This is a genomic window from Hydrogenophaga laconesensis, assembly GCF_031457235.1.
Classification (GTDB): Bacteria; Pseudomonadota; Gammaproteobacteria; order Burkholderiales; family Burkholderiaceae_C; genus Hydrogenophaga; species Hydrogenophaga laconesensis.
In genome coordinates this window covers 15418-37661 of the sequence record NZ_JAVDWE010000008.1, presented here as the reverse complement: position 1 = coordinate 37661, position 22244 = coordinate 15418, and the positions used below count along the sequence as shown (strand labels likewise).

Genomic DNA, 22244 nt, shown 5'->3' with positions numbered 1-22244 from the left:
CGAAAACACTAAACCGCCGACAATGGAACGCATGGACTCGACCACCCACACCCACCTGTATGCCGAGCGCCGCGCCCGCGTGGCCGCCCGGCTGGGCGCCGGCGGCATCGCCATCGTGCCCACCGCACTGGAACGACCGCGCAACCGCGACACCGACTTCATCTACCGGCACGACAGCTATTTCTACTACCTGACCGGCTTCACCGAGCCCAGCGCCTGGCTGGTCATCACCGCCGAGGGTCACACCACGCTGTTCTGCCAGCCGAAGGACCTGGAGCGCGAAATCTGGGACGGCATCCGCCTCGGCCCGGAAGCCGCGCCCGGCCATCTGGGCGTGAACGAGTCGTTTTCCGTCGCCGAACTCGACCAGCGCCTGCCCCGGTTGCTGGAGAACCGGCAGACGCTCTGGTACCCCTTTGCCACGCACGAGGGGCTGGAGAGCTGCGTCAATGGCTGGCTGCAGCCGGTGCGCGCCCGCGTGCGCTATGGCGCGCTGTGCCCCGAATCGCAGCGCGACCTGTGCGGTGTGCTCGACGAGATGCGGCTGGTGAAGGACGCCTTCGAGCAGGCCACCATGCGCCGCGCCGCGCAGATCAGCGCCCGGGCCCACATCCGCGCCATGCAGCGCAGCGCGGCCATGCTGCGCGCGGGCCAGGACGTGCGCGAGTACCACCTCGACGCCGAGCTCCTGCACAGTTTTCGCGAACACGGCTCGCAGTACCCCGCCTACGGCAGCATCGTGGCCGCTGGTGCCAATGCCTGTGTGCTGCACTACCGCGCCGATGCCGCGCCCATCCGCGATGGTGAGCTGGTGCTCATCGACGCCGGTTGCGAACTCGACGGCTACGCGAGCGACATCACGCGCACCTTCCCCGCCAACGGCCGCTTCACCGGACCGCAGCGCGTGCTGTACGACCTGGTGCTCGCGAGCCAGGACGCGGCCGTGGCCGCCACGAAGGCCGGTGCGCGTTTCGTCGACCCGCACGAGGCCACGGTGGCCGTGCTCGCCCAGGGCCTGCTCGACGTCGGCCTGCTGGACCGCAACAAGGTGGGCAGCGCACAGGACGTGATCGCCAACCGCAGCTACTTCCCGTTCTACATGCACCGCACCGGCCACTGGCTGGGCATGGACGTGCACGACTGCGGGAGCTACGTGGAGCCCTCCGAGCTGGGCACCGTGAGCGAGCGGCGCGACCCGCTCAGCGGCGAGACCATCAAGGACCGTCCCAGCCGCGTGCTGCAGCCCGGCATGGTGCTGACCATCGAGCCCGGCCTGTACGTGCGCCCGGGCGAGGGCGTGCCCGAAAAGTTCTGGAACATCGGCATCCGCATCGAGGACGATGCCATCGTCACCGGCAGCGGCTGCGAGCTGATCTCACGGGACGTGCCGGTGAAGGCGGACGAGATCGAGGCGCTGATGCGGGCTTGACGCAGATCAAGTTCCGGCAAAGGCCGCCGGCGATTAAGCCTGGGATAATGATCAGGAATCATTCTCATTTAAACTGAGAAGCCCTGCCCGTCCAGACGGGCTCCGATTCCTCCACTCCAAGGCCTTCTGCCATGAAACCTACCCTGCTCGTCCTGGCCCTGGCGGCCTCTGCCGCGACCCTGCTGCACGTTCCGGCCCATGCGCAAGCGGGCACGCCTGCGACCGCCAGCGCCCCCGCCGCCGCCACCTTCGCCACCGTGGCCACGCACTACGCCGCACTGGTGCATGCCAACTACAGCGACACGCTGGCGGCGGCCCAGGAGATGCAGGCCGCCATCAAGGCCTTCACGGCAGCACCCTCGGCCGATGGCCTGGCCGCCGCGCGCAAGGCCTGGCTGGCTGCGCGCGAGTTCTACGGCCAGACCGAGGCCTTCCGCTTCTACGGCGGCCCGATCGACGACGACAAGGGCCCGGAAGGCCAGATCAACGCCTGGCCGCTGGACGAGTCCTACGTCGACTACGTGCAAGGCAAGCCCAAGTCGGGCCTGATCGCCAACACCAAGTTCAAGATCACCAAGGCCAACCTGGTCAAGTTCAACGAGCGCGGCGGCGAAGAGAACATCAGCTCCGGCTGGCATGCGATCGAGTTCCTGCTGTGGGGCCAGGACCTGAGCGAAACCGGCCCGGGCAACCGCTCGTTCGAAGACTACGTGGACGGCAAGACACCCAATGCCGATCGCCGCCGCCAGTTCCTCAACGTTGCCACCGAGCTGCTGGTGGACGACCTGAACTTCCTGGTCAAGGCCTGGGCACCGGAGCAGAAGAACTACCGCGCCCGCTTCGAAAAAGGCGGCAAGGAATCGGTGCGCAAGATCATCGTCGGCCTGGGCTCGCTCTCGCGCGGCGAGCTCTCGGGCGAGCGCATGGAAGTGGCGCTGAACTCGCAGGACCAGGAAGACGAACACTCCTGCTTCTCCGACAACACGCACCGCGACATCGTGGCCAATGCCACGGGCATCCAGAACGTGTGGCTGGGCCAGTACAAGAAGCGCGACGGCAGCGTGCTGCAAGGACCGGGCGTGCGCGATCTCGTGGCCGCGAAGAAGGCCGATCTGGCCGAGAAGACCACTTCGCAGATCGCCGCATCGGTCGCTGGCGCCGAAGCCATCCCCGCTCCATTCGATCGCGCGATCGCCAAGGGCGCTCCGGGTCGCCCTGCGATCGAGAAAACCGTCGCCAGCCTCGTCGAGCAATCGAAACTGCTGGTGGAATCGGCCAGCGCGGTGGGCATCGCCAAGCTGACGCTGGTGGAGCCGTGATCCGGGATACCCCCCTGCGCCGCTGTGCGGCTTCCCCCCTCTGTGGCGCGCCTTCGGCGCTTCGAGGGGGGACGGCATCTCGGGCCAGCGGAGCCGGACCCTGGATGCCTCTGGTCTGACGTTCTTTCGCTCCGGCCGCCCCTCATACCCCCCCAGGCTTTTCACCATGTCGCTTCTTCCCGCAGCCACGCGCCTTGCGCTCGCCATGGGGGTCCTGCTCTGCGGCTCGACGGCCCTCGTCCTGCGTGCAGACGAGGCACCCGATCCTCTGGGTGAGAAAACGGGCGGTGCCACCACCGTCTACGCCACCGGCAAGAACGCGTTCTCGTTTCCGCTGGCCAATCTGGACGACCCGGGGCGCACGCGCTTCGTGATCGGCAACTCTTTTTTCAAGCGCAACTGGGTCGAGGCACCGGCGTCCACCACCGCACGCGATGGCCTGGGACCGCACTTCATCGCGCGCGCGTGCGCGGGCTGCCATGTGCTCGACGGCCGGGGCGAACCGCCCGAGTGGAAAAACACGCTGGGCCCCGAGCCGGAGGGCACGGTGGCGCTGCTCATGCGCCTGTCGGTGGCGGGCACGCCCGACCCCAAGTCCGGCGTGCGCCCCGACCCGGTGTATGGCGACCAGTTCAACAATGCCGCCATCCAGGGCGTCAAGCCGGAAGGCCGGGTGGAAATCCGCCAGCAGGCGATCTCCGGTCGCTTCGCCGACGGCACGCGCTACACCCTGCAGAAGCCGATCTACAAACTCACCGACCTCGCCTATGGGCCGTTCGCGCCGGGGCTCATGGTCAGCCCGCGCATCGCGCCGCAGATCGCAGGCATCGGCCTGCTCGAGGCGATTCCCGACACCGAGATCCTGCGCAACGCACGCGAACAGGCTGCCGCACCCGGGCCCATCAAGGGCCAGCCCAACCGCGTGTGGGACGTGTTCGCGAAAGAAGAACGCATCGGTCGCTTCGGCTGGAAGGCCAACGTCGCCACCATCGCGCACCAGACCGCGGGGGCATTCCATGGCGACATGGGCATCACCTCCAGCGCGTTTCCGCACGAGACCTGCACACCCGCGCAGAAGGACTGCCTGGCCGCGCCGCACGGTGGCGGCAAGACCACCGGTCGCGACGGCATCGTACCCGCCGCCAGCGCGAACGAGCTCAAACCCGAGATCGACGACGAGACGCTGGGTCATGTCATCTTCTACCAGGCCACACTGGCGCCGGCCGCGCGGCGCAACGTGAAGGACGCCCAAGTGCTGCGCGGCCAGGCGTTGTTCGCACAGGCACAGTGCGCCACCTGCCACCGGCCGAGCTACGTCACGGCGGAAGGCCCGTTCCCGCCGCTCACCAGCCCCGCGCTGAAGAACCAGCGCATCTGGCCGTACACCGATCTGCTGTTGCACGACATGGGTCCCGATCTGGCCGATGGCCGGCCCGACTTCCTGGCCAGCGGCACGCAATGGAAGACGCCCCCGCTCTGGGGAGTCGGCCTCATCAAGGACGTCAACGGCCACACCCGGTTGATGCACGACGGCCGTGCCAACGGTGTGCTCGAAGCCATCCTGTGGCACGGCGGCGAAGCCCAGGCCTCGAAAGAGCAGGTGCTCAAGATGAAAAAGGCCGATCGGAGCGCGCTCGTGAAATTCGTGGAGTCGCTATGACACACCAGACCCTTCACTTCGCACGGTGCGTCGCCGTGTTCGCCCTGGGCCTTGCGCTCACGGGCCTGGCCACGGGCCAACCTGCCGCGCCGGTGGTGGCCGCGCCCTACTACTCGGCCGAGCAGGCCATGCAGGGGCTGTACACGCACCATCTGCCACCGCTGGCGCGCGGCTTCCAGGCCCAGGCCGACCGGCTGGTCGAGACCACCGCGCAGCATTGCACAGGACAGGCGCCCCTGTCCGCACTGCGCACGCAGTGGCAGGACACGCTGGTGAGCTGGGAGACCCTGTCCACACCCGCCGTCGGCCCGCTGGTCACGCGGCGCTCGCAGCGGCAGATCGACTTCTGGCCTGCGCGGCCCGACCTGCTGCGGCGCTCGATGGAGAAGACGCCGGCCACGCTGGCCGACATGGACCGCGTGGGCACGCCCGCCAAAGGCTTCCCCGCGTTCGAACTGCTGCTGAACCAGTGGGCCGCGAGCCGGCAGCCCGCGCCTGCACCGGCCTGCCGCTACGCCGAGCTGATCGCGCAGGGCATCGCGGCCGAGGCGCGCGAGCTGCAGAACGGCCTGGGCGAATGGGCCAGCAAGGAATGGGAAGACGAGCCGGAGGTGACCACCGCGTCGCTCGCCGAATGGGTCAACCAGTGGCTGGCCGGGCTGGAGCGTCTGCGCTGGGCCCACATCGAGAAGCCCATCACCACCCACCAGACCACGGGCAAGGGCAAGCCGGTGCCCTACGCGCGGCTGGACCGCGAGAGCAACCTGCGCGACTGGCGCGCGCAATGGCAGAGCCTGCTCACGCAGGGGCGGCTGCCGCCGGGTGCGTCACCCCCCGCCGCCGGCCAGGCGCTGGTGCCGATGGAGGCTCTGCTCATGGGCCGGGGACAACTCGCGCTGGCGCAGAAGTGGGGTCAGGCGCTGGACCAGGTGACCGCGGGCATGGAGAAGCTAACGCCCCGTTCCAGCGAGAGCGAGGCGCTGAGGGTCACGAAGTCGATGAGGGCCGTGACCGTGCTGTTCCAGAACGAAGTCGCGGCGGCGCTCGATGTGCCACTGGGTTTCTCTGACGCGGATGGGGACTAGATGAACACCCCCCTGCGCCGCTTTGCGGCTTCCCCCCTCCGTCGCGCGACTTCGGCGCTTCGAGGGGGGTCGGCTTCTCGGGCCGACGGGGCCGGACCCTTGCTGCCCCTGGATGGAGACACCTCGCGCGGCGCGTACTTCTCTCTCTCTCGTCGCAATTGGCTGATGGCTGCGGCGATGGCGGGGTTCTCTCCGGCCTTTGCTGCAATACGCGCAAGGTCCACCCGTCTGATTTCGGCCTGGCAGACTGCGGACGAACACCGCATCGGTGTGCTCGCGGTCGACGGTGCGCGCTGGTCGGTGCAGCAGTCGCTTGCCGTGCCCACGCGAGCGCATGGGCTGATGGTGGAGGCCGGCGGCAGCGTGCTGGCCACTGCGCGGCGCCCGGGCGACTGGCTGTTGCGCTGGCACCCCGCGAACGGGCAGACGCAGTGGCACTGGATCGAGGACGACCGCCGCTTCAACGGCCACGCGGTGGCCAGCCCCGTCGGCGACGTGCTGTGGACCACGGAGACCGACCTCGACACCGCGCAGGGGCGGCTGGCCATGCGCGACATGAAGACGCTGGAAAAGCGCGACGAATGGGCCACGCACGGCATGGACCCGCACGAACTCATCGTGTTGCCGCAGCGCGTGGGCGACATGCCGGCCGGCAGCCTGCTGGTGGCCAATGGAGGCATCCCCACGCTGCCCGAGACGGGTCGCAGCAAGCGCCAGCTCGACCGCATGGACGCCTCGCTGGTGGCGCTCGACCCGCGCGACGGCGCTCGCCTGGGCCAGTGGCGGCTGGACGACCCCTACCTTAGCATCCGCCATCTGGCCTGGGACCCGGTCTCGCGCGCAGTGGGTATCGCGCTGCAGGCCGAACACCCCGATGCGGAAGCGAAACGGCAGGCGCCGGTGTTCGCGCTGTGGAACGGCCAGCGCCTGCAGGCCGCGCAGGCGCAGCCCGCGGTGCAGGGTTACGGCGGCGACATCTGCGCGCTGCCCGATGGTGGCTTCGTGGTGAGCTGCCCGCGCGCGGACGCCCTGGCGCTGTTCCGCCCGGACGCTCGCTGGTCGCAGAACGTGACCCACCGCGAAGCGTACGCGCTGGCTGCCGGCCCGGGCCACTGGTGGGCCAGCGGCGCTGAGGGCGTCTGGTGCGCGCCCGAAGGCATCGAAGCGCGTTCCAGCGGGCGCCTGCAGATCGACAACCACTGGAATCTCATCTAAAGGCCAGCAGTGCGATCAGGCATTGCTGTCGACCTGGGTGCAGGCGCTGCCCGTGCGGCGGCACAGGCCATCGGCTTCCAGCCAGGGGTGCGCGTGGCCCACGCAACCGGTCTGGCAGATCACGCCGCTGGCCTCGGCCATGGACGCCGCCTCCGCTGACGACGCCGCCACACGCGGTCGGCGTGCGGTCGGCCTGGCGGCCCCCGCCATGCCCAGTCCCCAGAGCATGCAGGTGCGCGAGACGATGAGCTGTGCACGCAGGTGCACCACCTCGTCCTGCAAGGCAGAAACCTGTTGCGCACAAGCGCGCAGTTGTTCGCCCACGCGGCGCTGCAGCCCCGCCATCTGCCGCGTGAGCACGCCGTGTTCGATCGCGATCTCGCGCGCGGCCATGCTGTCGTGGCGCGCGATGCGCCGGGGTGGTGCGGTCTGTGTCATGTGTTGTCCTTCCCTGTCGTGAGCGGCGCGCCGGCCGCGATGAGCAATTGGGGAACACCATCGGCCGCACGCACGGTGCTGGCCTGCACCTGCCACACGCGCTCCACCAGCGCGGGCTGCAGCACGCGCGACGGGCGGCCACTGGCCTGCACCACACCGCCGTCGAGCACCCAGACCCGGTCGGCGTAGCGCAGGGCGAGGTTCGGGTCGTGCAGGACCGCGAGCACGCCCACCCCCTGCTCGCGTGCCCAGCGGTGCACGGTGCCCAGCGTTTCGTGCTGGTGGCGCAGGTCGAGCGCGGCGGTGGGTTCGTCGAGCAGCAGCCAGCGCGGAGCGCCATCGGCGCTGCGTTCCCAGATCTGCGCCATCACGCGGGCCAGTTGGGCACGCGCGCGCTCGCCGCCGCTCAGGCTGGCGATGCTGCGTCCTGCCAGCGCGGCCACGCCCGTGGCCTGCATCGCGGCGCGCACGATGGCGGCTTCGTTGTTCGAAGGCTGTTGGTGGTGCGGGTAGCGCCCGAGTTCGACCACCTCCTGCACGCGGAAATCGAACGCCACGGCGGTTTCCTGCGGCAGCACGGCACGGTGCCGTGCCAGTTCATGCACCCGCGCGGGCGCCACCGGCACGCCGTTGAGGGTGACACGGCCGGTGTCGGGTGCGCGAAGGCCGGCCAGCACCGAGAGCAGTGTCGACTTGCCCGCGCCGTTGGGCCCGAGGATCGCACCCACCTCGCCAGGCGCCAGCCGCACCCGCACGCCCTGGAGCAAGGTGCTGCCCGCCATGCGCACACCCACGTCCACCCCGCACAGGCCCGGCCCGCTGTCCACGGCAGACGTCCCTTCCTGCATGTCCATGTCGTCGTCTTCCTCCAGCCAGAGCGGGCTTTCCCCGGCCGGCAGTTCGCTGCAGGCGTTGCGCCAGTCGGCGTCGAGCAGGCGCGCGTTCACAACCGCCTCCCGTGTGCGCCGCGCAGCAGAACGAGGAAAAAGGGCACGCCGACCAGGGCGGTGAGCACACCCAGCGGCAACTCGGCCGGCTGCAGGACCGTGCGGGCCACCGCGTCCGCCGCCAGCACCATCACGCCGCCCAGCAGGGCCGAGCCCGGCAACACCCAGCGGTGATCCGGCCCCGCGACCAGGCGCACCATGTGCGGGGCCACCAGACCGATGAAACCGACGATGCCGGTGGTGGCCGTGACCGCACCCACGGCCAGCGCCGTGACCACGATGGCCACCTGCTTCACGCGTTCGACCGACACGCCCAGCAGCACCGCCTGTGCCTCGCCCAGTGCCAGCGCGTTCAACGGGCGGGCCAGGCGCATGCCGATGGCCAGCGCCACCAGCGTGATGCCGCCGACCAGGGCCACCGCGCTCCAGCGCGCGCCGCCCAGGCTGCCCAGCAACCAGAACTGCAGGTTGCGCAGTTGTTCGTCGGTGGCCAGGAAACTGAGCAGGCCCAGCCCGGCGCCAGCCAGCGCGTTGACCGCGATGCCGGCCAGCAGCATCAGGCCCACGCGCGTGCCGCCTTCGCCGCGCGAGAGGAGGTAGATCAGCACCGTGACAGACAGGCCACCGCCAAAGGCCATGAGCACCAGCGTCCAGCTGCCGAGCGAGCGCGGCACATCGGGGAACCAGAGGTTGCCCACGACGATGGTGAAGCCGGCGGCGAGCGCGGCACCGCTGCTCACGCCGATGAGGCCGGGGTCGGCCAGCGGGTTGCGGAACAGCCCCTGCATGAGCGCGCCGGCCATGCCCAGTCCGGCGCCCGCGGCCAGCCCGAGCACGAGGCGCGGCAGGCGGATGTTGAAGAACACCAGCTCGGCACCGCTGCTGGCGGGCGCGGCCGCGGTCACGGCGCCCCAGAGCACACCGGGCAGTTCGCTCAACGGCAGGCTGTAGGCGCCCTGACCCGCCGCCCACAGCAGCGTGAACAGCAGCAGCGCGGTCAGGGCGGCCAGCAGGCCCCGGCCGGAGACGCGGCGCGGCATCCACCGCCCGCGCCCACGTTCGAGCGCGACAGGCGCGACCGCATTCATGAACGGTCCTCCAGGCGCTGTTCCCCGGGCTGGCGCTGCGCCGTCACGTCGGGCCACCAGGCCACGCGGTCCACCAGTTGCAGCACGTTGCCGTCGATGTCGGTCAGCGACAGCTCCCAGGCCCCCCAAGGCTGCCAGCGGGGCGATTCGCCCTCGAATCGGTGCGCGTGCAGGGGCCTGTGCCCACCCAGCGCGGTGCGGCAGGGCCGCAGCACGGCGGCGCGCAGACTGGCATGCAGCACATGGATGCGCGGCACCTCCACACGGTGGTGGCCAGGCATGAAGCCGCGGTCGCCGGGCGTGGGCCGCTCCCAGCGCCCGGGTGTGGCACCACAGGCCCACAGCTGCACCTGCAGCGGACCGTGCACCACCAGGGCACAGACACCCGTCACATGCTGCCGGCATTCGAAGCCGAACACCTCGGTGTAATCGGCCACGGCACGGTACAGATCGGGCGTGCGGACGTTGGCCACGTCGTGGCGCACGGCGTTCATTCGAAGACCTCCGTGCGGCGCACTGCGGTGCGAGCTGGCTTGGGGCGGCCCGGCGCAGCGCTCATCCCCGCACCACCTGGTTGTGCAGCCGTTCGACCACATCGGGCAGGCGCGGCCCGAAGCCAAGCAACTCCAGCGCATCCAGATGCACCAGCGTGCGGGCCGATGTGCGGCGCTGGTAGGCGGGTGTGAGCGCCACCTCGGGGCGTTGCCAGAACGTTGCTTCGCCACCCACCGCCTCGAGGCCTTGCGTGGTGGTCAGGATCACGTCGGGCGCTGCCTGCGCCATGGCCTCGGCCGTCATCGGCCGGTAACCCTGAAAGCCGCCGAGCGCGTTGCGCGCGCCGATGAAACGGATCAGCGCATCGGCCGCGGTCTTCTCGCCCGACACCATGGGGCTGCCACTGTGCGACAGCACGAACAGCATCCTGGGGCCTGGGCCTCGGGCAGACTGCACGCGCGCGGCCACCGCCTGCCAGCGCGCGTCGAGGCGGGCCTGCAGTTCGCGCGCCGCGGCTTCGCGTCCGGAGGCGCGGCCCACGGCGGTGATCTTGCGACGCACCTCGTCCCAGGTGTGGTCGGACGCCACCAGCTCCACGCGCACACCGGCGCTGCGAAGCTGATCGATGACGACAGGCGGCCCCGCATCGGTGCCAGCGATCAGCGCGTCGGGCCGCAAGGCCAGCAGGCCCTCGGCCGAGAGCTGTCGCATGTAGCCGACCTTGGGCGTGGACAGCGCCGCTGGCGGGTACAGGCTGGTGGTGTCGGTACCCACCAGCTGGTCCTGCGCGCCCAGTGCGTAGACCACCTCGGTGATGCCGCCGCCCACGGTGACCAGGCGCGGGGTGGCCGTGGCCGCCATCAGCCGCAGGGGCGTTGCCGCAGAGCCCGCCAGGACAGCGACCGACAGCGCGCGCAGGGCGCGGCGACGCGAGGCGGCGGCGGCGGCGGCGGCGGCGGCGGCGGGAGAATAGGCCAGCAGAGAGGGGGTCATGATGTCGTCCTGAGAAGTCCGCGGGGTGGCTGCCTGCCACTCAAGGCAAACGGCCCACGGGTTCGAAGCCCGGCGTGTTCTGCCCGATGTGCCAGCACACACCGCACGGGTCGATCACCACGAACTCGGTGATGCCCCAGGGCTGCGCCGTCACGGGCGTGATGCGCGAGCCGTACCGGCCCGCGAGGTCTTGCGCATCGACGTGCGCGCGCCAGGCCTGCACGTCGGTCACGAGCAGGTGCATGACGAGGTTCTCGGCCAGCGTCTGTTCGTAGAAGTCCTGCAGCAGGAATGCGCTGTCGTTCACACAGAAGTACGCAACGCCGCCGCCCTCCGAACGCTGGGTGAAACCCAGGTCGGCGTAGAAGCGTTTGGACAACGCGAAGTCCCTGGCTGGCACGAAGGCCTTGAGCTCGACCGCCTGCAGCGCGTTCATGCGACCACCGGGGAGTGGGCTGTACCGGAAGTCTGCAGGTGCGCCACGATGTGGCGCCAGGCCTGCAGCTCGCTCTGGCCTGGCTTGCGCGCACCGAAGAACATGGCCATCAGTTCACCGCGCGCGTCAAAGGCTTCCACCGAAGTGACCACGCCGTCGCTGGTCGGCTTCTCGACCACCCACGCGTCCTCGATCAGGTCTTCGCGCAGATGCAGGTTGAAACCCGGGTCGAGCACGTTGAGCCAGGTCTTGCCATGGATGTCCATCGGCTCCACGCGTTTGACGGGGCCGGTGTGGATCTGGATGCAACCCGGGCTGCCCACGAAGACCATGATCGGCGTGCCATCGAAGGCCGCTTCCAGGAGCATCTCGCGCACGGCGGCCTTTTCCACACGGTGGGTGTAGCGCCCCTCGACCAGGCGGAAGCTTTGCTGCCGCTCCAGTCCGAACTGCTTGAGCAGCGGAAAGAACTGGTGCGTGTCGGTCATGGCACTCCAGGCCGCACCAAAGGCATGGGCGTCGACCAGCGGCGGCGGCACCGGCGTGCTGGCCGCGCCACGGGGCAGGAACTCGATCTCCCGCGCGTCGTCGCTGTGCGCCGCGATCACGCGCTGCCAGGTCGCCAGATCGGTCTGCTCGCGCACGAAGATCTTGTGCACGGCCAGGCCGTGGCGGTCGAAGAACTGAAGGCTTGGTATGCCCATGCCAGGCTGCGACTTCAGCGCCTCGGCCACGGCGAAGCCCGCATGCCACTGGTTGAAGAACAGGCGAAGGTCGATGTCCTCGCCCAGCGCCAGCCCCACCGGCCCGCTGGCCGACACCTTCCGGTAGACCCCGGTCTTTTCGTGCACCACGGTTTCGTTGCGCGTGAGCGCCATGAGCGGACCGCAGGCTTCGAGCGACTGCAGCAGCGCCAGCCAGTCGGGTCGCAGCGCGACGGCCTGCATCGGTGCCTCATGCGAACCCCTGTGCGCGTTGATCGCCTCGCCTTCGCTCAGGCCGATGTGCTCGGCCGCCTCCTTGGCGCGCAACCCGCTGCTGCGGGCCGCCTGGAAAGCGTTTCGGACGTCGTGGACATGCATGGGGTTCTCCTGGACAAGGGTGAAGCGCCCGCGCGTCACTGCACGCGGGCGGGAACGGGATGCCACAGCGGTGTGGGGCGCGATGCGGCCGACGCCGCCTCGGCCTCGTGCTCCATCTCCAGCGCCCACCGCGTGCGCAGGTTGGCCAGCATGGTGCGCATGGCCGGGGAGAGCTGCGGGTGTGCGGCGAGGAACTCGAGGTTGGACACCAGCTTGCGCGCCATGAAGGGCCGGTGCGCGCAGTCGCGTGCGCTCTGCGCGTAGCCGGTCATCAGCGCCAGGGTGCCGGCGAACAGCGCTTCCACGCAGGGCATGGTGTATTCCTCGTCGGCGGCGTCGGTCGGGCGCTCGGCTGTGGTCATGTCGGTTCCTGTGAAGTGGCTAGAAGTCGGTGACCAACGCCACCGAAATGCCGCGCCCGGGCGCGGAGTAGGCGTCCAGCACAGGGGAACCGGCGGCCACGCCAATGACGTTGGTCCACTCCCAGTACTTGCGGTCGGTCACGTTGTGGATTGCTGCGCTCAGACGCGTGGAACGGCTGACCTGCCAGCTCGCGCGCAGGTCCAGCGTGGTGTACGAGGGCGGTGCGAACTGGTTGGGCGTGCTGGTGTAGTCGATGTCGCTGGTGGACTTCCTCATCGTGTGCGAGACCACGGCGCCAAGCTTCCAGTCACCGATGCGGTGGTCCAGGCCGACCATCAGGCGCGCGGGGTTGACCGAATTCAGCGGCACGCCGAGACGCGTGTCCTCACCCTTCGTCTGGCCATAAGCCACCCGCAGGTCGGTCGCCGCGCCCAGCGCGAACCTGCCCTTGAGTTCAAACCCGCTCAGGCGCACCTGACCACGGTTGACCGCCTGGTAGGTGAGCGGGTTGGCCGGGTTGCCGGCGACACCGCCGACCACCACCAGTTCGTCGATGAAGTCCTTGTAGCGCCCGGTGAACACCGCGGCCTCCCACTGCACCGGCCCCACCTTGTCACGCGCGCCGATCTCCAGCGTGCGGCTGCGTTCGGGCTTCAGGTTCGGGTTGGGGATCGTGCGGTACTGGGCCAGCGCGTTCTGGAAGAAGTTGTTGAGCTGCAAGGCGCTCGGTGCCTTGAAGCCGGCCGCGAGGTTGGCAAACAGGTTCAGCTCCTGGGTCGGGCGGAAGATCGCGCCCAGCTTGGGCGAGAGCGCCGAGTCCGACAGGCTGGCCGGTGTCAGCGGGTACAGCGTGCTGTTCTGCGCCTTGAGGTCGAATCGGTCGTAGCGCAGCGCGGGAATCAGGCTCCAGCGTTCCGACACGAATTCGCTCTGCGCGAACAACGCCGTGTTGGTCTCGCGCGTGGGCGGGAAGCGCTTGAGCGGATAGGTCTCGTACACCGGCGCACCGACACCCGTGACCAGGTTGTCCATCTTCGACACCGATACATCGACCCCATAGACCAGTTTCTGGCCCCAGTCCGCCCCCAGCGAGCGCGCCTTCTCGGCCTGCAGCACGCCCTGCCAGAGCTTCTCGGTGTAGGTGACGTCGCGGACGCGGTAGGTTGGCGCGGCCGTGCGCAGCTCGGTTGCCACTTCCTGCGCATCGGACTGCTGGTAGCCCACCGTGGCGCGCAGCTCATCGGCCCACGTCGACCCGACCTTGAACCGGCCGTCCCAGCTCAGGCGCGTGCGCTGCATGTCGGTGGTGCCGTCCACGTCCAGCGTGCCGGTTGCCGTGGTCGAGCGCGCGGTGTAGGCCTCGACCTCACCCGACTTGTCCACGTGCTCCAGCGTCAGTGTGTGGCGCTGACCTGCGCCCGGCGTCAGCACCACCTTGCCCATCACCGAGGCGCTCTTGTCCTTCTGCGGGTTCGGTGCGGTGCGCGTGCTGTTGAGGGCATGGTTTTCGCCCTGGTTGTCGAGTTCTCCGCTGCGGCCCAGCTGCACGCTGCCCAGCCACTGCAGGGTGTCGTTCGGCGCTCCGGCGAGCGTCACACCGACGCCTCGGCTGTCGTCTTCGGAGTCGGCCCGCAGGCTGACACGACCGCCGAAGGTCTGGCCCGGCTTGAGCAGGTCCTTCGGCTCCGTGGTGAACATCGCCACCATGCCGGCCAGACCGTCCGAGCCGTACAGCGCCGAGTTCGCGCCGCGCAGGATTTCCACCCGGGAGATGAGACCGAGATCGTAGTAGTCGCGCCCGAAGGCGGCCGAGCCGAACACGCCGCTGGAGAGCTCGCGCGGCACGCGAATGCCATCGACCGTGAGCAGTACCCGGTTGCCATCAAGACCACGGATGTTGAAGCCGGCATTGCCGTCGCGCCCGGTCGACCCGGTGACACCGCCGAAGCGTTGTGGCGCGCGCTTGACGCTGACATTGGGAATCTCGCGCACCAGATCGCGGATGTCCTGCACGCGCGCCGGGTCAAGGTCCTCGCCGCCGATCACATCGATGCTGGCGGGCACTTCCTCGATGGCGCGCTCGCTGCGCGAGCCACTGATCACCAGCTCCCGCAAGGAAGAAGTACCGCCGGCCTGGGCGATGGGGGCGGCATCGGGGGCCGCCGTCTGCGCCAGCGTCGGGCCAGCCATCAGCACGAGACAGGCCAGCACCAGCGGGTGGGGTCGGAAAGAGGGGGAGAGGGGTTGTGAGACGGTCAAGACGGCACCTGAATCCAAGGGTTGGAGAACGAGGCTGGCGTCACGACCGCGGGAGATTCCCGGATGCGGGCTGGCTGAACGATTTATTGTATGCGAACGATTCTCATTTGCAAGATGTAGCGATTCTCAAGACTGAATTGATAGCGCGCAACGCGCACAATGCGCGCCTGTCAACACAACACGAAAGGAGTGGACCCATGAAAGGCGATCCCAAAGTCATCGGCCATCTGCAAGCCCAGCTCAAGAACGAACTCACCGCCATCAACCAGTATTTCGTTCACTACCGCATGCTCAAGCACTGGGGCCTGGACAAGCTCGCCGGCAAGGAATACGAGGAGTCCATCGGCGAGATGAAGCACGCCGACAAGCTCATGGACCGGATCTTCACGCTCGACGGCCTGCCGAACCTGCAGGATCTGGGCAAACTGAATATCGGTGAGGACGTGCCCGAAATCCTGCGCAGCGACCTGGCCCTGGAGACCGGCGCCCAGCAGACCATCAAGGATGGCATCGCGCACTGCGAATCCGTTCGCGACTACGTCTCGCGCGACCTCCTGCAGGACATCCTGGACGACACGGAGGAGCACATTGACTTCCTGGAAACGCAGATCGATCTGGTCGACAAGGTCGGCATCCAGAACTACCTGCAGACGCAGATGAGCCCGGCGAGCTGAGCGCGCAGCCCCACCTGTTCCCTCCCCGCCACAGAGCCCCGCCCTTTCGCGGGGCTTTTTTTGGTCATTTGAATACGATCAATTATCATTTGCGCATCCGCTCGGTCCCCGGGCGGTGTTCACCACGAACATCCAGCCCATGATCGTTTGCGTTTGCCACCGCGTCAGTGACCAGACCATCGCCCGTTGCGCGCGATCGGGCATGGCCTTTGACGACATCCAGCTGGAGTTGGGTGTGGCCACGCAGTGCGGACAGTGCGAGTCCTGCGCGCGCACATTGTGGTCGGAATGCACGCCCCACCAGTCGGTCGTGCACCTGCAGCTGCATCCAGCCACACCGCCGGCCAAGGCTGCCGCCGCCTGAGCGCTGCTCGGCACTCCGCCTCCAGACTTTCCCTGCCCGGCGCCCCCAGCGCCTTTCACGGTCGCATACTGCGGCTTGTCGCACCGTGCGATGCCGGGCCCCGCATTCCATTCCGGAAAGTCACAAGCGCCCCAACGCTTTACGCGGTATCACGCACTAGGGTTTTCCCGGCCATCGCTTTAGAATGCGCAATTCCTTTCCGCATCGCAAGATAACAACTCGCTGGAGACACGAGCATGAGCATGGAAAACAGCCCTGAGAACAAACGCGCCGAACTGCGCCGCGCCGCCCTCGAATACCACGAGTTCCCGATCCCGGGCAAGGTGGCCATCGCCGCCACCAAGCAACTCACCAACCAGCGCGACCTCGCGCTGGCCTACTCGCCCGGTGTGGCGGCGCCCTGCGAGGAAATCGTGGCCGACCCGGCCAATGCCTTCAAGTACACCAGCCGCGGCAACCTGGTCGCGGTCATCACCAACGGCACCGCTGTGCTCGGCCTGGGCGACATCGGCCCGCTGGCCGCCAAGCCGGTGATGGAAGGCAAGGGCGTCCTGTTCAAGAAGTTCGCCGGCGTCGATGTGTTCGACATCGAAATCAACGAGAAAGACCCGGCCAAACTGGTCGACGTGATCGCCGCACTGGAGCCAACCTTCGGCGCGATCAACCTGGAGGACATCAAGGCACCCGACTGCTTCTTCGTCGAGCGCGAACTGCGCAAGCGCATGAAGATTCCGGTGTTCCACGACGACCAGCACGGCACAGCCATCACGGTGGCGGCGGCCATGCTCAACGGCCTGAAGGTCGCGGGCAAGGACATCGGCCAGGTCAAGCTGGTGACTTCCGGCGCCGGCGCGGCGGCGCTGGCTTGTCTGAACCTGCTGCTCAAGGTCGGCCTCAAGCGTGAGAACGTGTTCGTCACCGACCTGGCTGGCGTGGTCTACGAGGGCCGTGAGGAGCTCATGGACGACGACAAGCGCCAGTTCATGCAGAAGACCGACAAGCGCAAGCTGGCCGAGGTCATCGAGGGTGCCGACGTCTTCCTTGGTCTTTCGGCGGGGGGGGTGCTCAAGCCCGACATGGTGAAGTCGATGGCGGCCAGGCCCGTCATCTTCGCGCTGGCCAACCCCAACCCCGAGATCTCACCCGAAGATGTGAAAGCGGTGCGCGACGACGCCATCATGGCCACCGGCCGCACCGACTACCCGAACCAGGTCAACAACGTCCTGTGCTTCCCGTACATCTTCCGCGGCGCGCTCGACGCAGGTGCGTCCACCATCAACGACGAGATGGAGATCGCGGCGGTGCACGCCATCGCCGAGCTGGCACAGGCCGAGCAGAGCGAGGTGGTGGCTGCGGCCTACGCGGGCGAAAAGCTCGCCTTCGGCCCCGAGTACCTCATCCCCAAGCCGTTCGACCCGCGCCTGATGATGAAGATCGCACCGGCCGTGGCACAGGCCGCCGCCGACAGCGGCGTGGCACAGCGGCCCATCGCCGACATGGCCGCCTACCGCGAAAAGCTGCAAAGCTTCGTGTTCGCCTCGGGCACGATCATGAAGCCCATCTTTGCCGCGGCCAAGACGGCGGCACGCAAACGCGTCGCCTATGCGGAGGGTGAAGAAGAGCGCGTGCTGCGCGCCTGCCAGATTGTGGTCGATGAAGGCCTGGCGCGCCCCACGCTGATCGGACGTCCCGCCGTCATCGCCCAGCGCATCGAGAAGTTCGGCCTGCGCCTGCGCGAGGAACTCGACTATGACGTCGTCAACGTCGAGCAGGACGACCGCTACCGCGATTTCTGGCAGACCTACCATCGCATGACCGAGCGCAAGGGCGTGACCCAGCAGCTCGCCAAGATCGAGATGCGCCGGCGCCTCACCCTCATCGGCGCGATGCTGCTCCACAAAGGGCAGGTCGACGGCCTGATCTGCGGCACCTGGGGTTCGACCCAGCACCACCTGAAGTACATCGACCAGGTGATCGGCAAGCGCGAGGGTGGCAGCCCCAGTACCGAGCAGGACGTGCGCATCTACGCCTGCATGAACGGGCTCATGCTGCCCGGCCGCCAGGTGTTCCTGGTGGACACGCATGTCAATCACGATCCCACCCCGGAAGAGCTCTGCGAAATCACCGTCATGGCGGCCGAGGAAATGCTGCGCTTCGGCCTGCAGCCCAAGGCCGCCCTGCTGTCGCACTCCAATTTTGGCTCCAGCGACGAACCCAGCGCGATCAAGATGCGTCGCACCCTGGCGCTGCTGCGCGAACAGGCCCCCTGGCTGGAAGCGGACGGCGAAATGCACGGAGATGTGGCATTGGATCCCGCCGCACGCCACGTTCTGATGCCCAACTCAACGCTCAAGGGCGCCGCCAACCTGCTGGTCCTGCCCAACATCGACGCGGCCAACATCGCCTACAACCTGCTCAAGACGGCCGCCGGCGGCAACATCGCGGTCGGCCCGGTGCTGCTGGGCGCGGACAAGCCGGTGCACATCCTGACGGCCAGCGCCACAGTGCGCCGCATCGTCAACATGACGGCCCTCACTGTGGCGGACGCCAACGTTTCACGTTGACACTCTCCAAAAAAGCAAGCGCTAACTTTTACACACAATCCTGACAGGGCATCTTGCTGAATATTTCAGCAGGCGCTTGCTTTTTCCCCCCGCCTCGGGCACACTACCACGCTTGGATTTCAGGGTTAACCCGCTCTCCAACGCCTTCAGAAACGAATGCTTTTGCATTGATTTTTCGAGGCCGCTGAAGCGTGTTGACGTCATCAAGAGCTGGGGATTTCATGGATCTGAAGCAGATCCGGGCTCGTTTCGGGAAGGCCAGGGGAGTAGCCCTCGCCGCCATTCTGGCGGCGGTGTTGGGCACCATTGCGGTGCAGGCTCGCGCTCCGAACGCCACCACTCCCGGCCCGCAGTCCGCATCGGTGGTGGTCTCAGGACTGCCGCAGCAAGGCCAGGACGTGATGCACCAGATTCGGCAAGGCGGACCCTTTCGATACGACAAGGACGGTTCGGTATTCGGCAATCGCGAGCGCCTGCTGCCAGGAGAAAAACGAGGGTACTACCGCGAATACACGGTGCCCACCCCGGGCCTGAGCCATCGGGGGGCCCGGCGGATCGTGTGTGGCGGGTTCAAGCCCCGGACCCCTGACGCGTGTTATTACACCGAAGACCACTACAGCAGCTTCCGGCTGATCGTGCAGTGAGCTCCGGTGGTGTGAACGGATTTTTAACTTTGACCTTAGAAAGAGACGCGGAGATGGACACGCCACTTCGTAACGTACGTCCCAATATCGTTCAGTCGATCCGCGCCCACGGCGTGAAGGATCTGCAGGCCGCTGCCGAACACCTGGGGCATCACTTCCTGTACGCCAACCTGGCCAAGGCACAGAGCAAACAGGATGTGCTGGAGTTGATCGCTGCGCAATACACGCTGCCGTCCCACTTCGGCAAGAACTTCGATGCGCTCTACGACTGCATGACCGACATGGTCCACAAGTCCGGCCCGCAGACCGGCTTTATCGTCGTGCTGGAGCACATCCCCGCCCATGCCAAGTTCGACAAGGAAGCCCGCGAACAGCTGCTCGACATCTTCCGCGATGCCGCTGACTACTGGTCGGATCGCAAGATCCCGTTCCGTTGCTTCTACTCGTTCTCGGTAGCGCGTGCCCCCAAGGGCGAAGAGCCGATCGAGGTGCAGACCGACGAGCCGATGCCCACCGACAAGATTCTGGACGTGAGCCCCATGGCGCTTCGCATGAGCAGCCCCTTCAACGCAGGTTACTGGTTGGCGGCCGCCTGATCGCCGCCGGGTTTGCAGTGCGCACCCGGCATCCGCCAGCTCAAGAAAGAGGCCGCTGCAACCGCAGCGGCTTTTTTCATTTCACCATGACTCCAGCACCGAACTTTGCTGGACTACGCCGAAGCCCGATACAGCAGGTTTATCAATAACTTAGGCGAGTCCAACATATGCCGGTGCTTTCCGAAACCTGACCCGGCTTCCCCTCTGATGGCCCCTACATGGCTCTTGGGAATCGGGTCTTTCCGAGGAGTCATCGTGGCAAAACTCAAGCTCACCAAGTCCGCAGTCGATGCGGCACAACCCCAGGCGCAGGCCGTCGAACTCCGGGACACGCTGGTGCCCGGCTTCCTGTGCAAGGTTACACCAGCGGGCCGCAAGGTGTTCATGCTCCAGTACCGCACGAACGCTGGCGAGCGGCGCAAGCCCGCCCTGGGCCTGTACGGGGAACTGACCGTCGAGCAGGCCCGCTCGCTGGCCCAGGAATGGCTGGCCGAGGTGCGCCGGGGCGGCGACCCCAGCGCGGCCAAGGCCGCCGCCCGTTCAGCCCCCACGGTCAAGGAGCTGTGTACCAAGTTCATGGAGGATTACTCCAAGCAGCGCAACAAGCCCAGCACCCAGCGCGGGTATCAGGCCGTCATCGACCGCTGCATCGTTCCGATGCTGGGCCGTTTGAAGGTCCAGGACGTGAAGCGCCCGGACGTGGCCACGGCGATGAAGAAGATGGCGCACAAGCCGGCCGAGGCCAACCGTGCTTTCAGCGTGATGCGCAAGATGTTCAACCTGGCCGAGGTGTGGGGCCACCGGCCTGACGGCACCAACCCCTGCCGCCACGTCCCGATGTACCCCAACGGCAAGGCCACCCACCTCATCAGCGACGAGGACATGGGCAAGCTGTTTCGGCGACTGGAGCACATCGAAGCCGAGGGTCTGGAGAACTACGTCATCCCGCTGGCGATCCGCCTTCAATTCGAGTTCGCCGGCCGCCGCTCCGAAATCGTGACGCTCCGATGGGATTGGGTGGACCTGGACAACCGCCGCGTGGTCTGGCCGGACAGCAAGACGGGCGGCATGTCCAAGCCCATGAGCGAGGAAGCCTATCGACTGCTCTCGACGGCGCCACGGCAGGAAGGCACTCCCTATGTGCTGCCGTCTCCAAGCCATCCCGGCAAGCACCTGACCACGGGCGAGTATTACGGCGGCTGGAGCCGCGCCCTCAAGGCGGCGGGCGCCACGCACGTCGGCACGCATGGCATCCGCCACCGCTCCGCGACCGACATTGCCAACTCGGGCATCCCGGTCAAGGTCGGCATGGCGCTGACGGCGCACAAGACCGTGGCGATGTTCATGCGCTACGTCCACACCGAGGACGATCCGGTGCGCAAGGCGGCCGAGCTGGTGGCGAACCGGCGCAAGACGATCACCGAGGCGCAGCGGCCTGCGGAGGTGGCTGCATGACCAAGAAGGCGCCTGCGATGGCGGGAGTCGCACCCGCCGCCGTGCCTGCCGGCTACGCCGGCATCCACGGCGGCATCGTGGATCTGCTCGATGCCGCGCGCCAGACGGCAGCGCGCAGCGTCAATGCGCTGATGACGGCCAGCTACTGGGAGATTGGCCGCCGCATCGTGGAGGCCGAGCAACAGGGCAAGCGGCGCGCGGGTTATGGCGAGCAGTTGATCGAGCGGCTGGCAAGCGACCTCACCCAGCAGTTCGGCCGTGGCTTCAGCCGTCAGAACCTGCAGCAGATGCGGTCGTTTTTTCTGACCCGGCCAATTCGCCAGACAGTGTCTGGCGAATCTTCCCCGGAGCCAGTGCGGCCTTGGCGGCTGGACGAGCTGGCGCAGGTCTTCACGCTGCCGTGGTCGGCCTATGTGCGGCTGTTGTCGGTCAAGGACGAGCATGCGCGCCAGTTCTATGAAGCCGAGGCCTTGCGCGGCGGCTGGAGCGTGCGCCAGTTGGATCGGCAGATCGGCAGCCAGTTCTACGAGCGCACGGCGCTGTCGAAAAACAAGGCGGCGATGCTGGCCAAGGGCGCGGTGGCCAAGCCCGAAGATGCCGTCGCGCCCGGCGATGCCATCAAAGACCCCTATGTGCTGGAGTTCCTCGACCTCAAGGACGAGTATTCGGAGTCCGATCTGGAGGCCGCCTTGATCCGGCGGCTGGAAGACTTCCTGCTCGAATTGGGTGAAGGGTTCACCTTCATTGGACGGCAGCGGCGCTTGCGCATCGACCAGACCTGGTATCGGGTGGACTTGCTGCTGTTCCATCGCAAGTTACGCTGCCTGGTCATCATCGACCTGAAGCTGGGGAGTCTGACGCATGCGGACGTGGGCCAGATGCACATGTACTGCAACTATGCCAAGGAACACTGGGCCTATCCCGAGGAGAACCCGCCGGTGGGGCTGATTCTTTGTGCCGACAAGGGGCTCGCCCTGGCGCGGTATGCGCTGGAGGGCTTACCCACCAAGGTCATGGCGGCGAACTACCGGATGGTTCTGCCGGATACCGATGTGCTGCAAAAGGAACTGGAAAGCACGCGGCTCTTGCTGGAGTCTCGCGGAACGATTCGTCCCAAGACGTGGAAGCGGTAGACACA

The 22244-nt window shown here is 67.5% G+C and carries 20 protein-coding genes and 1 pseudogene; 12 read left to right on the top strand and 9 right to left on the bottom strand.

Annotated features, from left to right (window positions below; genetic code table 11):
* The first annotated feature begins 31 nt into the window (after positions 1–31).
* From J2X09_RS14740 to J2X09_RS14720, 5 genes are all read left to right on the top strand, one after another.
* A complete protein-coding gene (locus tag J2X09_RS14740) occupies positions 32–1429 on the top strand; it encodes an aminopeptidase P N-terminal domain-containing protein (protein ID WP_204735717.1) in 1398 nt (465 codons plus the stop codon).
* 131 nt (positions 1430–1560) lie between these two features.
* Positions 1561–2748: an imelysin family protein gene (locus J2X09_RS14735; RefSeq protein ID WP_204735716.1), complete on the top strand. Its 1188-nt coding sequence runs from the start codon at positions 1561–1563 to the stop codon at positions 2746–2748.
* A gap of 166 nt (positions 2749–2914) precedes the next feature.
* Entirely contained in the window at positions 2915–4408 is a 1494-nt protein-coding gene (locus J2X09_RS14730) for a di-heme oxidoreductase family protein (RefSeq protein WP_204735715.1), read from the top strand.
* Complete coding sequence (locus J2X09_RS14725) at positions 4405–5493, top strand: imelysin family protein (RefSeq protein WP_204735714.1); 1089 nt, start codon at positions 4405–4407, stop codon at positions 5491–5493. Before J2X09_RS14730 ends, J2X09_RS14725 begins: the two co-directional genes overlap by 4 nt.
* 165 nt (positions 5494–5658) lie before the next feature.
* Positions 5659–6708 carry a DUF1513 domain-containing protein gene (locus tag J2X09_RS14720; protein WP_310308651.1) on the top strand — a complete coding sequence of 350 codons (1050 nt, stop codon included), beginning with the start codon at positions 5659–5661 and terminating at the stop codon, positions 6706–6708.
* Between the two features lie 15 nt (positions 6709–6723).
* Here J2X09_RS14720 and J2X09_RS14715 read toward each other — a convergent pair whose 3' ends face one another.
* From J2X09_RS14715 to J2X09_RS14675, 9 genes are all read right to left on the bottom strand, one after another.
* Positions 6724–7146 carry a hypothetical protein gene (locus J2X09_RS14715; RefSeq protein WP_204735712.1) on the bottom strand — a complete coding sequence of 141 codons (423 nt, stop codon included), beginning with the start codon at positions 7144–7146 and terminating at the stop codon, positions 6724–6726.
* Entirely contained in the window at positions 7143–7994 is an 852-nt protein-coding gene (locus J2X09_RS14710) for a heme ABC transporter ATP-binding protein (RefSeq protein WP_374726509.1), read from the bottom strand. Before J2X09_RS14710 ends, J2X09_RS14715 begins: the two co-directional genes overlap by 4 nt.
* Before the next feature lie 95 nt (positions 7995–8089).
* Positions 8090–9181, bottom strand: coding sequence for a FecCD family ABC transporter permease (locus J2X09_RS14705; RefSeq protein ID WP_204735711.1), 1092 nt, complete (start codon positions 9179–9181; stop codon positions 8090–8092).
* Positions 9178–9675 (bottom strand): VOC family protein, encoded by a 498-nt coding sequence (locus tag J2X09_RS14700; protein WP_204735710.1) that lies wholly within the window; start codon positions 9673–9675, stop codon positions 9178–9180. Before J2X09_RS14700 ends, J2X09_RS14705 begins: the two co-directional genes overlap by 4 nt.
* Positions 9676–9736: 61 nt before the next feature.
* Positions 9737–10669, bottom strand: a complete 933-nt coding sequence (locus J2X09_RS14695) for a heme/hemin ABC transporter substrate-binding protein (protein ID WP_204735709.1) — start codon at positions 10667–10669, stop codon at positions 9737–9739.
* 40 nt (positions 10670–10709) lie between these two features.
* A complete protein-coding gene (locus tag J2X09_RS14690) occupies positions 10710–11105 on the bottom strand; it encodes a VOC family protein (RefSeq protein WP_204735708.1) in 396 nt (131 codons plus the stop codon).
* Entirely contained in the window at positions 11102–12187 is a 1086-nt protein-coding gene (locus J2X09_RS14685; protein WP_204735707.1) for a hemin-degrading factor, read from the bottom strand. Before J2X09_RS14685 ends, J2X09_RS14690 begins: the two co-directional genes overlap by 4 nt.
* A 35-nt stretch (positions 12188–12222) precedes the next feature.
* Entirely contained in the window at positions 12223–12549 is a 327-nt protein-coding gene (locus J2X09_RS14680; protein ID WP_204735706.1) for a hypothetical protein, read from the bottom strand.
* A 19-nt stretch (positions 12550–12568) separates the two neighbouring features.
* The gene (locus J2X09_RS14675) at positions 12569–14809 is read right to left on the bottom strand and encodes a TonB-dependent hemoglobin/transferrin/lactoferrin family receptor (protein ID WP_204735705.1); all 2241 of its coding nucleotides are present in this window, start codon (positions 14807–14809) and stop codon (positions 12569–12571) included.
* Between the two features lie 197 nt (positions 14810–15006).
* Here J2X09_RS14675 and bfr point away from each other — a divergent pair, with 197 nt between their 5' ends.
* The 7 genes and pseudogenes from bfr (at position 15007) to J2X09_RS14640 (ending at position 22239) form a co-directional block, all read left to right on the top strand.
* Positions 15007–15483, top strand: a complete 477-nt coding sequence (gene bfr, locus J2X09_RS14670; protein WP_204735704.1) for a bacterioferritin — start codon at positions 15007–15009, stop codon at positions 15481–15483.
* Positions 15484–15622: 139 nt separating this feature from the next.
* Positions 15623–15847, top strand: coding sequence for a (2Fe-2S)-binding protein (locus tag J2X09_RS14665; RefSeq protein WP_204735703.1), 225 nt, complete (start codon positions 15623–15625; stop codon positions 15845–15847).
* Positions 15848–16083: 236 nt separating this feature from the next.
* A complete protein-coding gene (locus J2X09_RS14660) occupies positions 16084–18411 on the top strand; it encodes an NADP-dependent malic enzyme (protein WP_204735702.1) in 2328 nt (775 codons plus the stop codon).
* A 221-nt stretch (positions 18412–18632) separates the two neighbouring features.
* Entirely contained in the window at positions 18633–19055 is a 423-nt protein-coding gene (locus J2X09_RS14655; protein WP_204735701.1) for a guanyl-specific ribonuclease, read from the top strand.
* A 53-nt stretch (positions 19056–19108) separates the two neighbouring features.
* Positions 19109–19504 (top strand): annotated as a pseudogene (locus tag J2X09_RS14650) (barstar family protein); the annotation flags it as partial.
* A gap of 402 nt (positions 19505–19906) precedes the next feature.
* Positions 19907–21106: a tyrosine-type recombinase/integrase gene (locus J2X09_RS14645; RefSeq protein ID WP_003056225.1), complete on the top strand. Its 1200-nt coding sequence runs from the start codon at positions 19907–19909 to the stop codon at positions 21104–21106.
* A complete protein-coding gene (locus J2X09_RS14640; RefSeq protein WP_003056224.1) occupies positions 21103–22239 on the top strand; it encodes a PDDEXK nuclease domain-containing protein in 1137 nt (378 codons plus the stop codon). Before J2X09_RS14645 ends, J2X09_RS14640 begins: the two co-directional genes overlap by 4 nt.
* Positions 22240–22244 lie beyond the last annotated feature (5 nt).

Bases quoted from the DNA above. Each gene is read 5' to 3' on its own strand.
- J2X09_RS14730 (WP_204735715.1), top strand. From the start codon at position 2,915: ATGTCGCTTCTTCCCGCAGCCACGCGCCTTGCGCTCGCCATGGGGGTC.
- J2X09_RS14715 (WP_204735712.1), bottom strand. From the start codon at position 7,146: ATGACACAGACCGCACCACCCCGGCGCATCGCGCGCCACGACAGCATG.
- J2X09_RS14705 (WP_204735711.1), bottom strand. From the start codon at position 9,181: ATGAATGCGGTCGCGCCTGTCGCGCTCGAACGTGGGCGCGGGCGGTGG.
- J2X09_RS14640 (WP_003056224.1), top strand. From the start codon at position 21,103: ATGACCAAGAAGGCGCCTGCGATGGCGGGAGTCGCACCCGCCGCCGTG.
- J2X09_RS14710 (WP_374726509.1), bottom strand. From the start codon at position 7,994: ATGCAGGAAGGGACGTCTGCCGTGGACAGCGGGCCGGGCCTGTGCGGG.
- J2X09_RS14660 (WP_204735702.1), top strand. From the start codon at position 16,084: ATGAGCATGGAAAACAGCCCTGAGAACAAACGCGCCGAACTGCGCCGC.
- J2X09_RS14695 (WP_204735709.1), bottom strand. From the start codon at position 10,669: ATGACCCCCTCTCTGCTGGCCTATTCTCCCGCCGCCGCCGCCGCCGCC.
- J2X09_RS14700 (WP_204735710.1), bottom strand. From the start codon at position 9,675: ATGAACGCCGTGCGCCACGACGTGGCCAACGTCCGCACGCCCGATCTG.
- J2X09_RS14735 (WP_204735716.1), top strand. From the start codon at position 1,561: ATGAAACCTACCCTGCTCGTCCTGGCCCTGGCGGCCTCTGCCGCGACC.
- J2X09_RS14740 (WP_204735717.1), top strand. From the start codon at position 32: ATGGACTCGACCACCCACACCCACCTGTATGCCGAGCGCCGCGCCCGC.
- J2X09_RS14655 (WP_204735701.1), top strand. From the start codon at position 18,633: ATGGATCTGAAGCAGATCCGGGCTCGTTTCGGGAAGGCCAGGGGAGTA.
- J2X09_RS14725 (WP_204735714.1), top strand. From the start codon at position 4,405: ATGACACACCAGACCCTTCACTTCGCACGGTGCGTCGCCGTGTTCGCC.
- J2X09_RS14680 (WP_204735706.1), bottom strand. From the start codon at position 12,549: ATGACCACAGCCGAGCGCCCGACCGACGCCGCCGACGAGGAATACACC.
- J2X09_RS14720 (WP_310308651.1), top strand. From the start codon at position 5,659: ATGGCTGCGGCGATGGCGGGGTTCTCTCCGGCCTTTGCTGCAATACGC.
- J2X09_RS14665 (WP_204735703.1), top strand. From the start codon at position 15,623: ATGATCGTTTGCGTTTGCCACCGCGTCAGTGACCAGACCATCGCCCGT.
- J2X09_RS14690 (WP_204735708.1), bottom strand. From the start codon at position 11,105: ATGAACGCGCTGCAGGCGGTCGAGCTCAAGGCCTTCGTGCCAGCCAGG.
- J2X09_RS14685 (WP_204735707.1), bottom strand. From the start codon at position 12,187: ATGCATGTCCACGACGTCCGAAACGCTTTCCAGGCGGCCCGCAGCAGC.
- bfr (WP_204735704.1), top strand. From the start codon at position 15,007: ATGAAAGGCGATCCCAAAGTCATCGGCCATCTGCAAGCCCAGCTCAAG.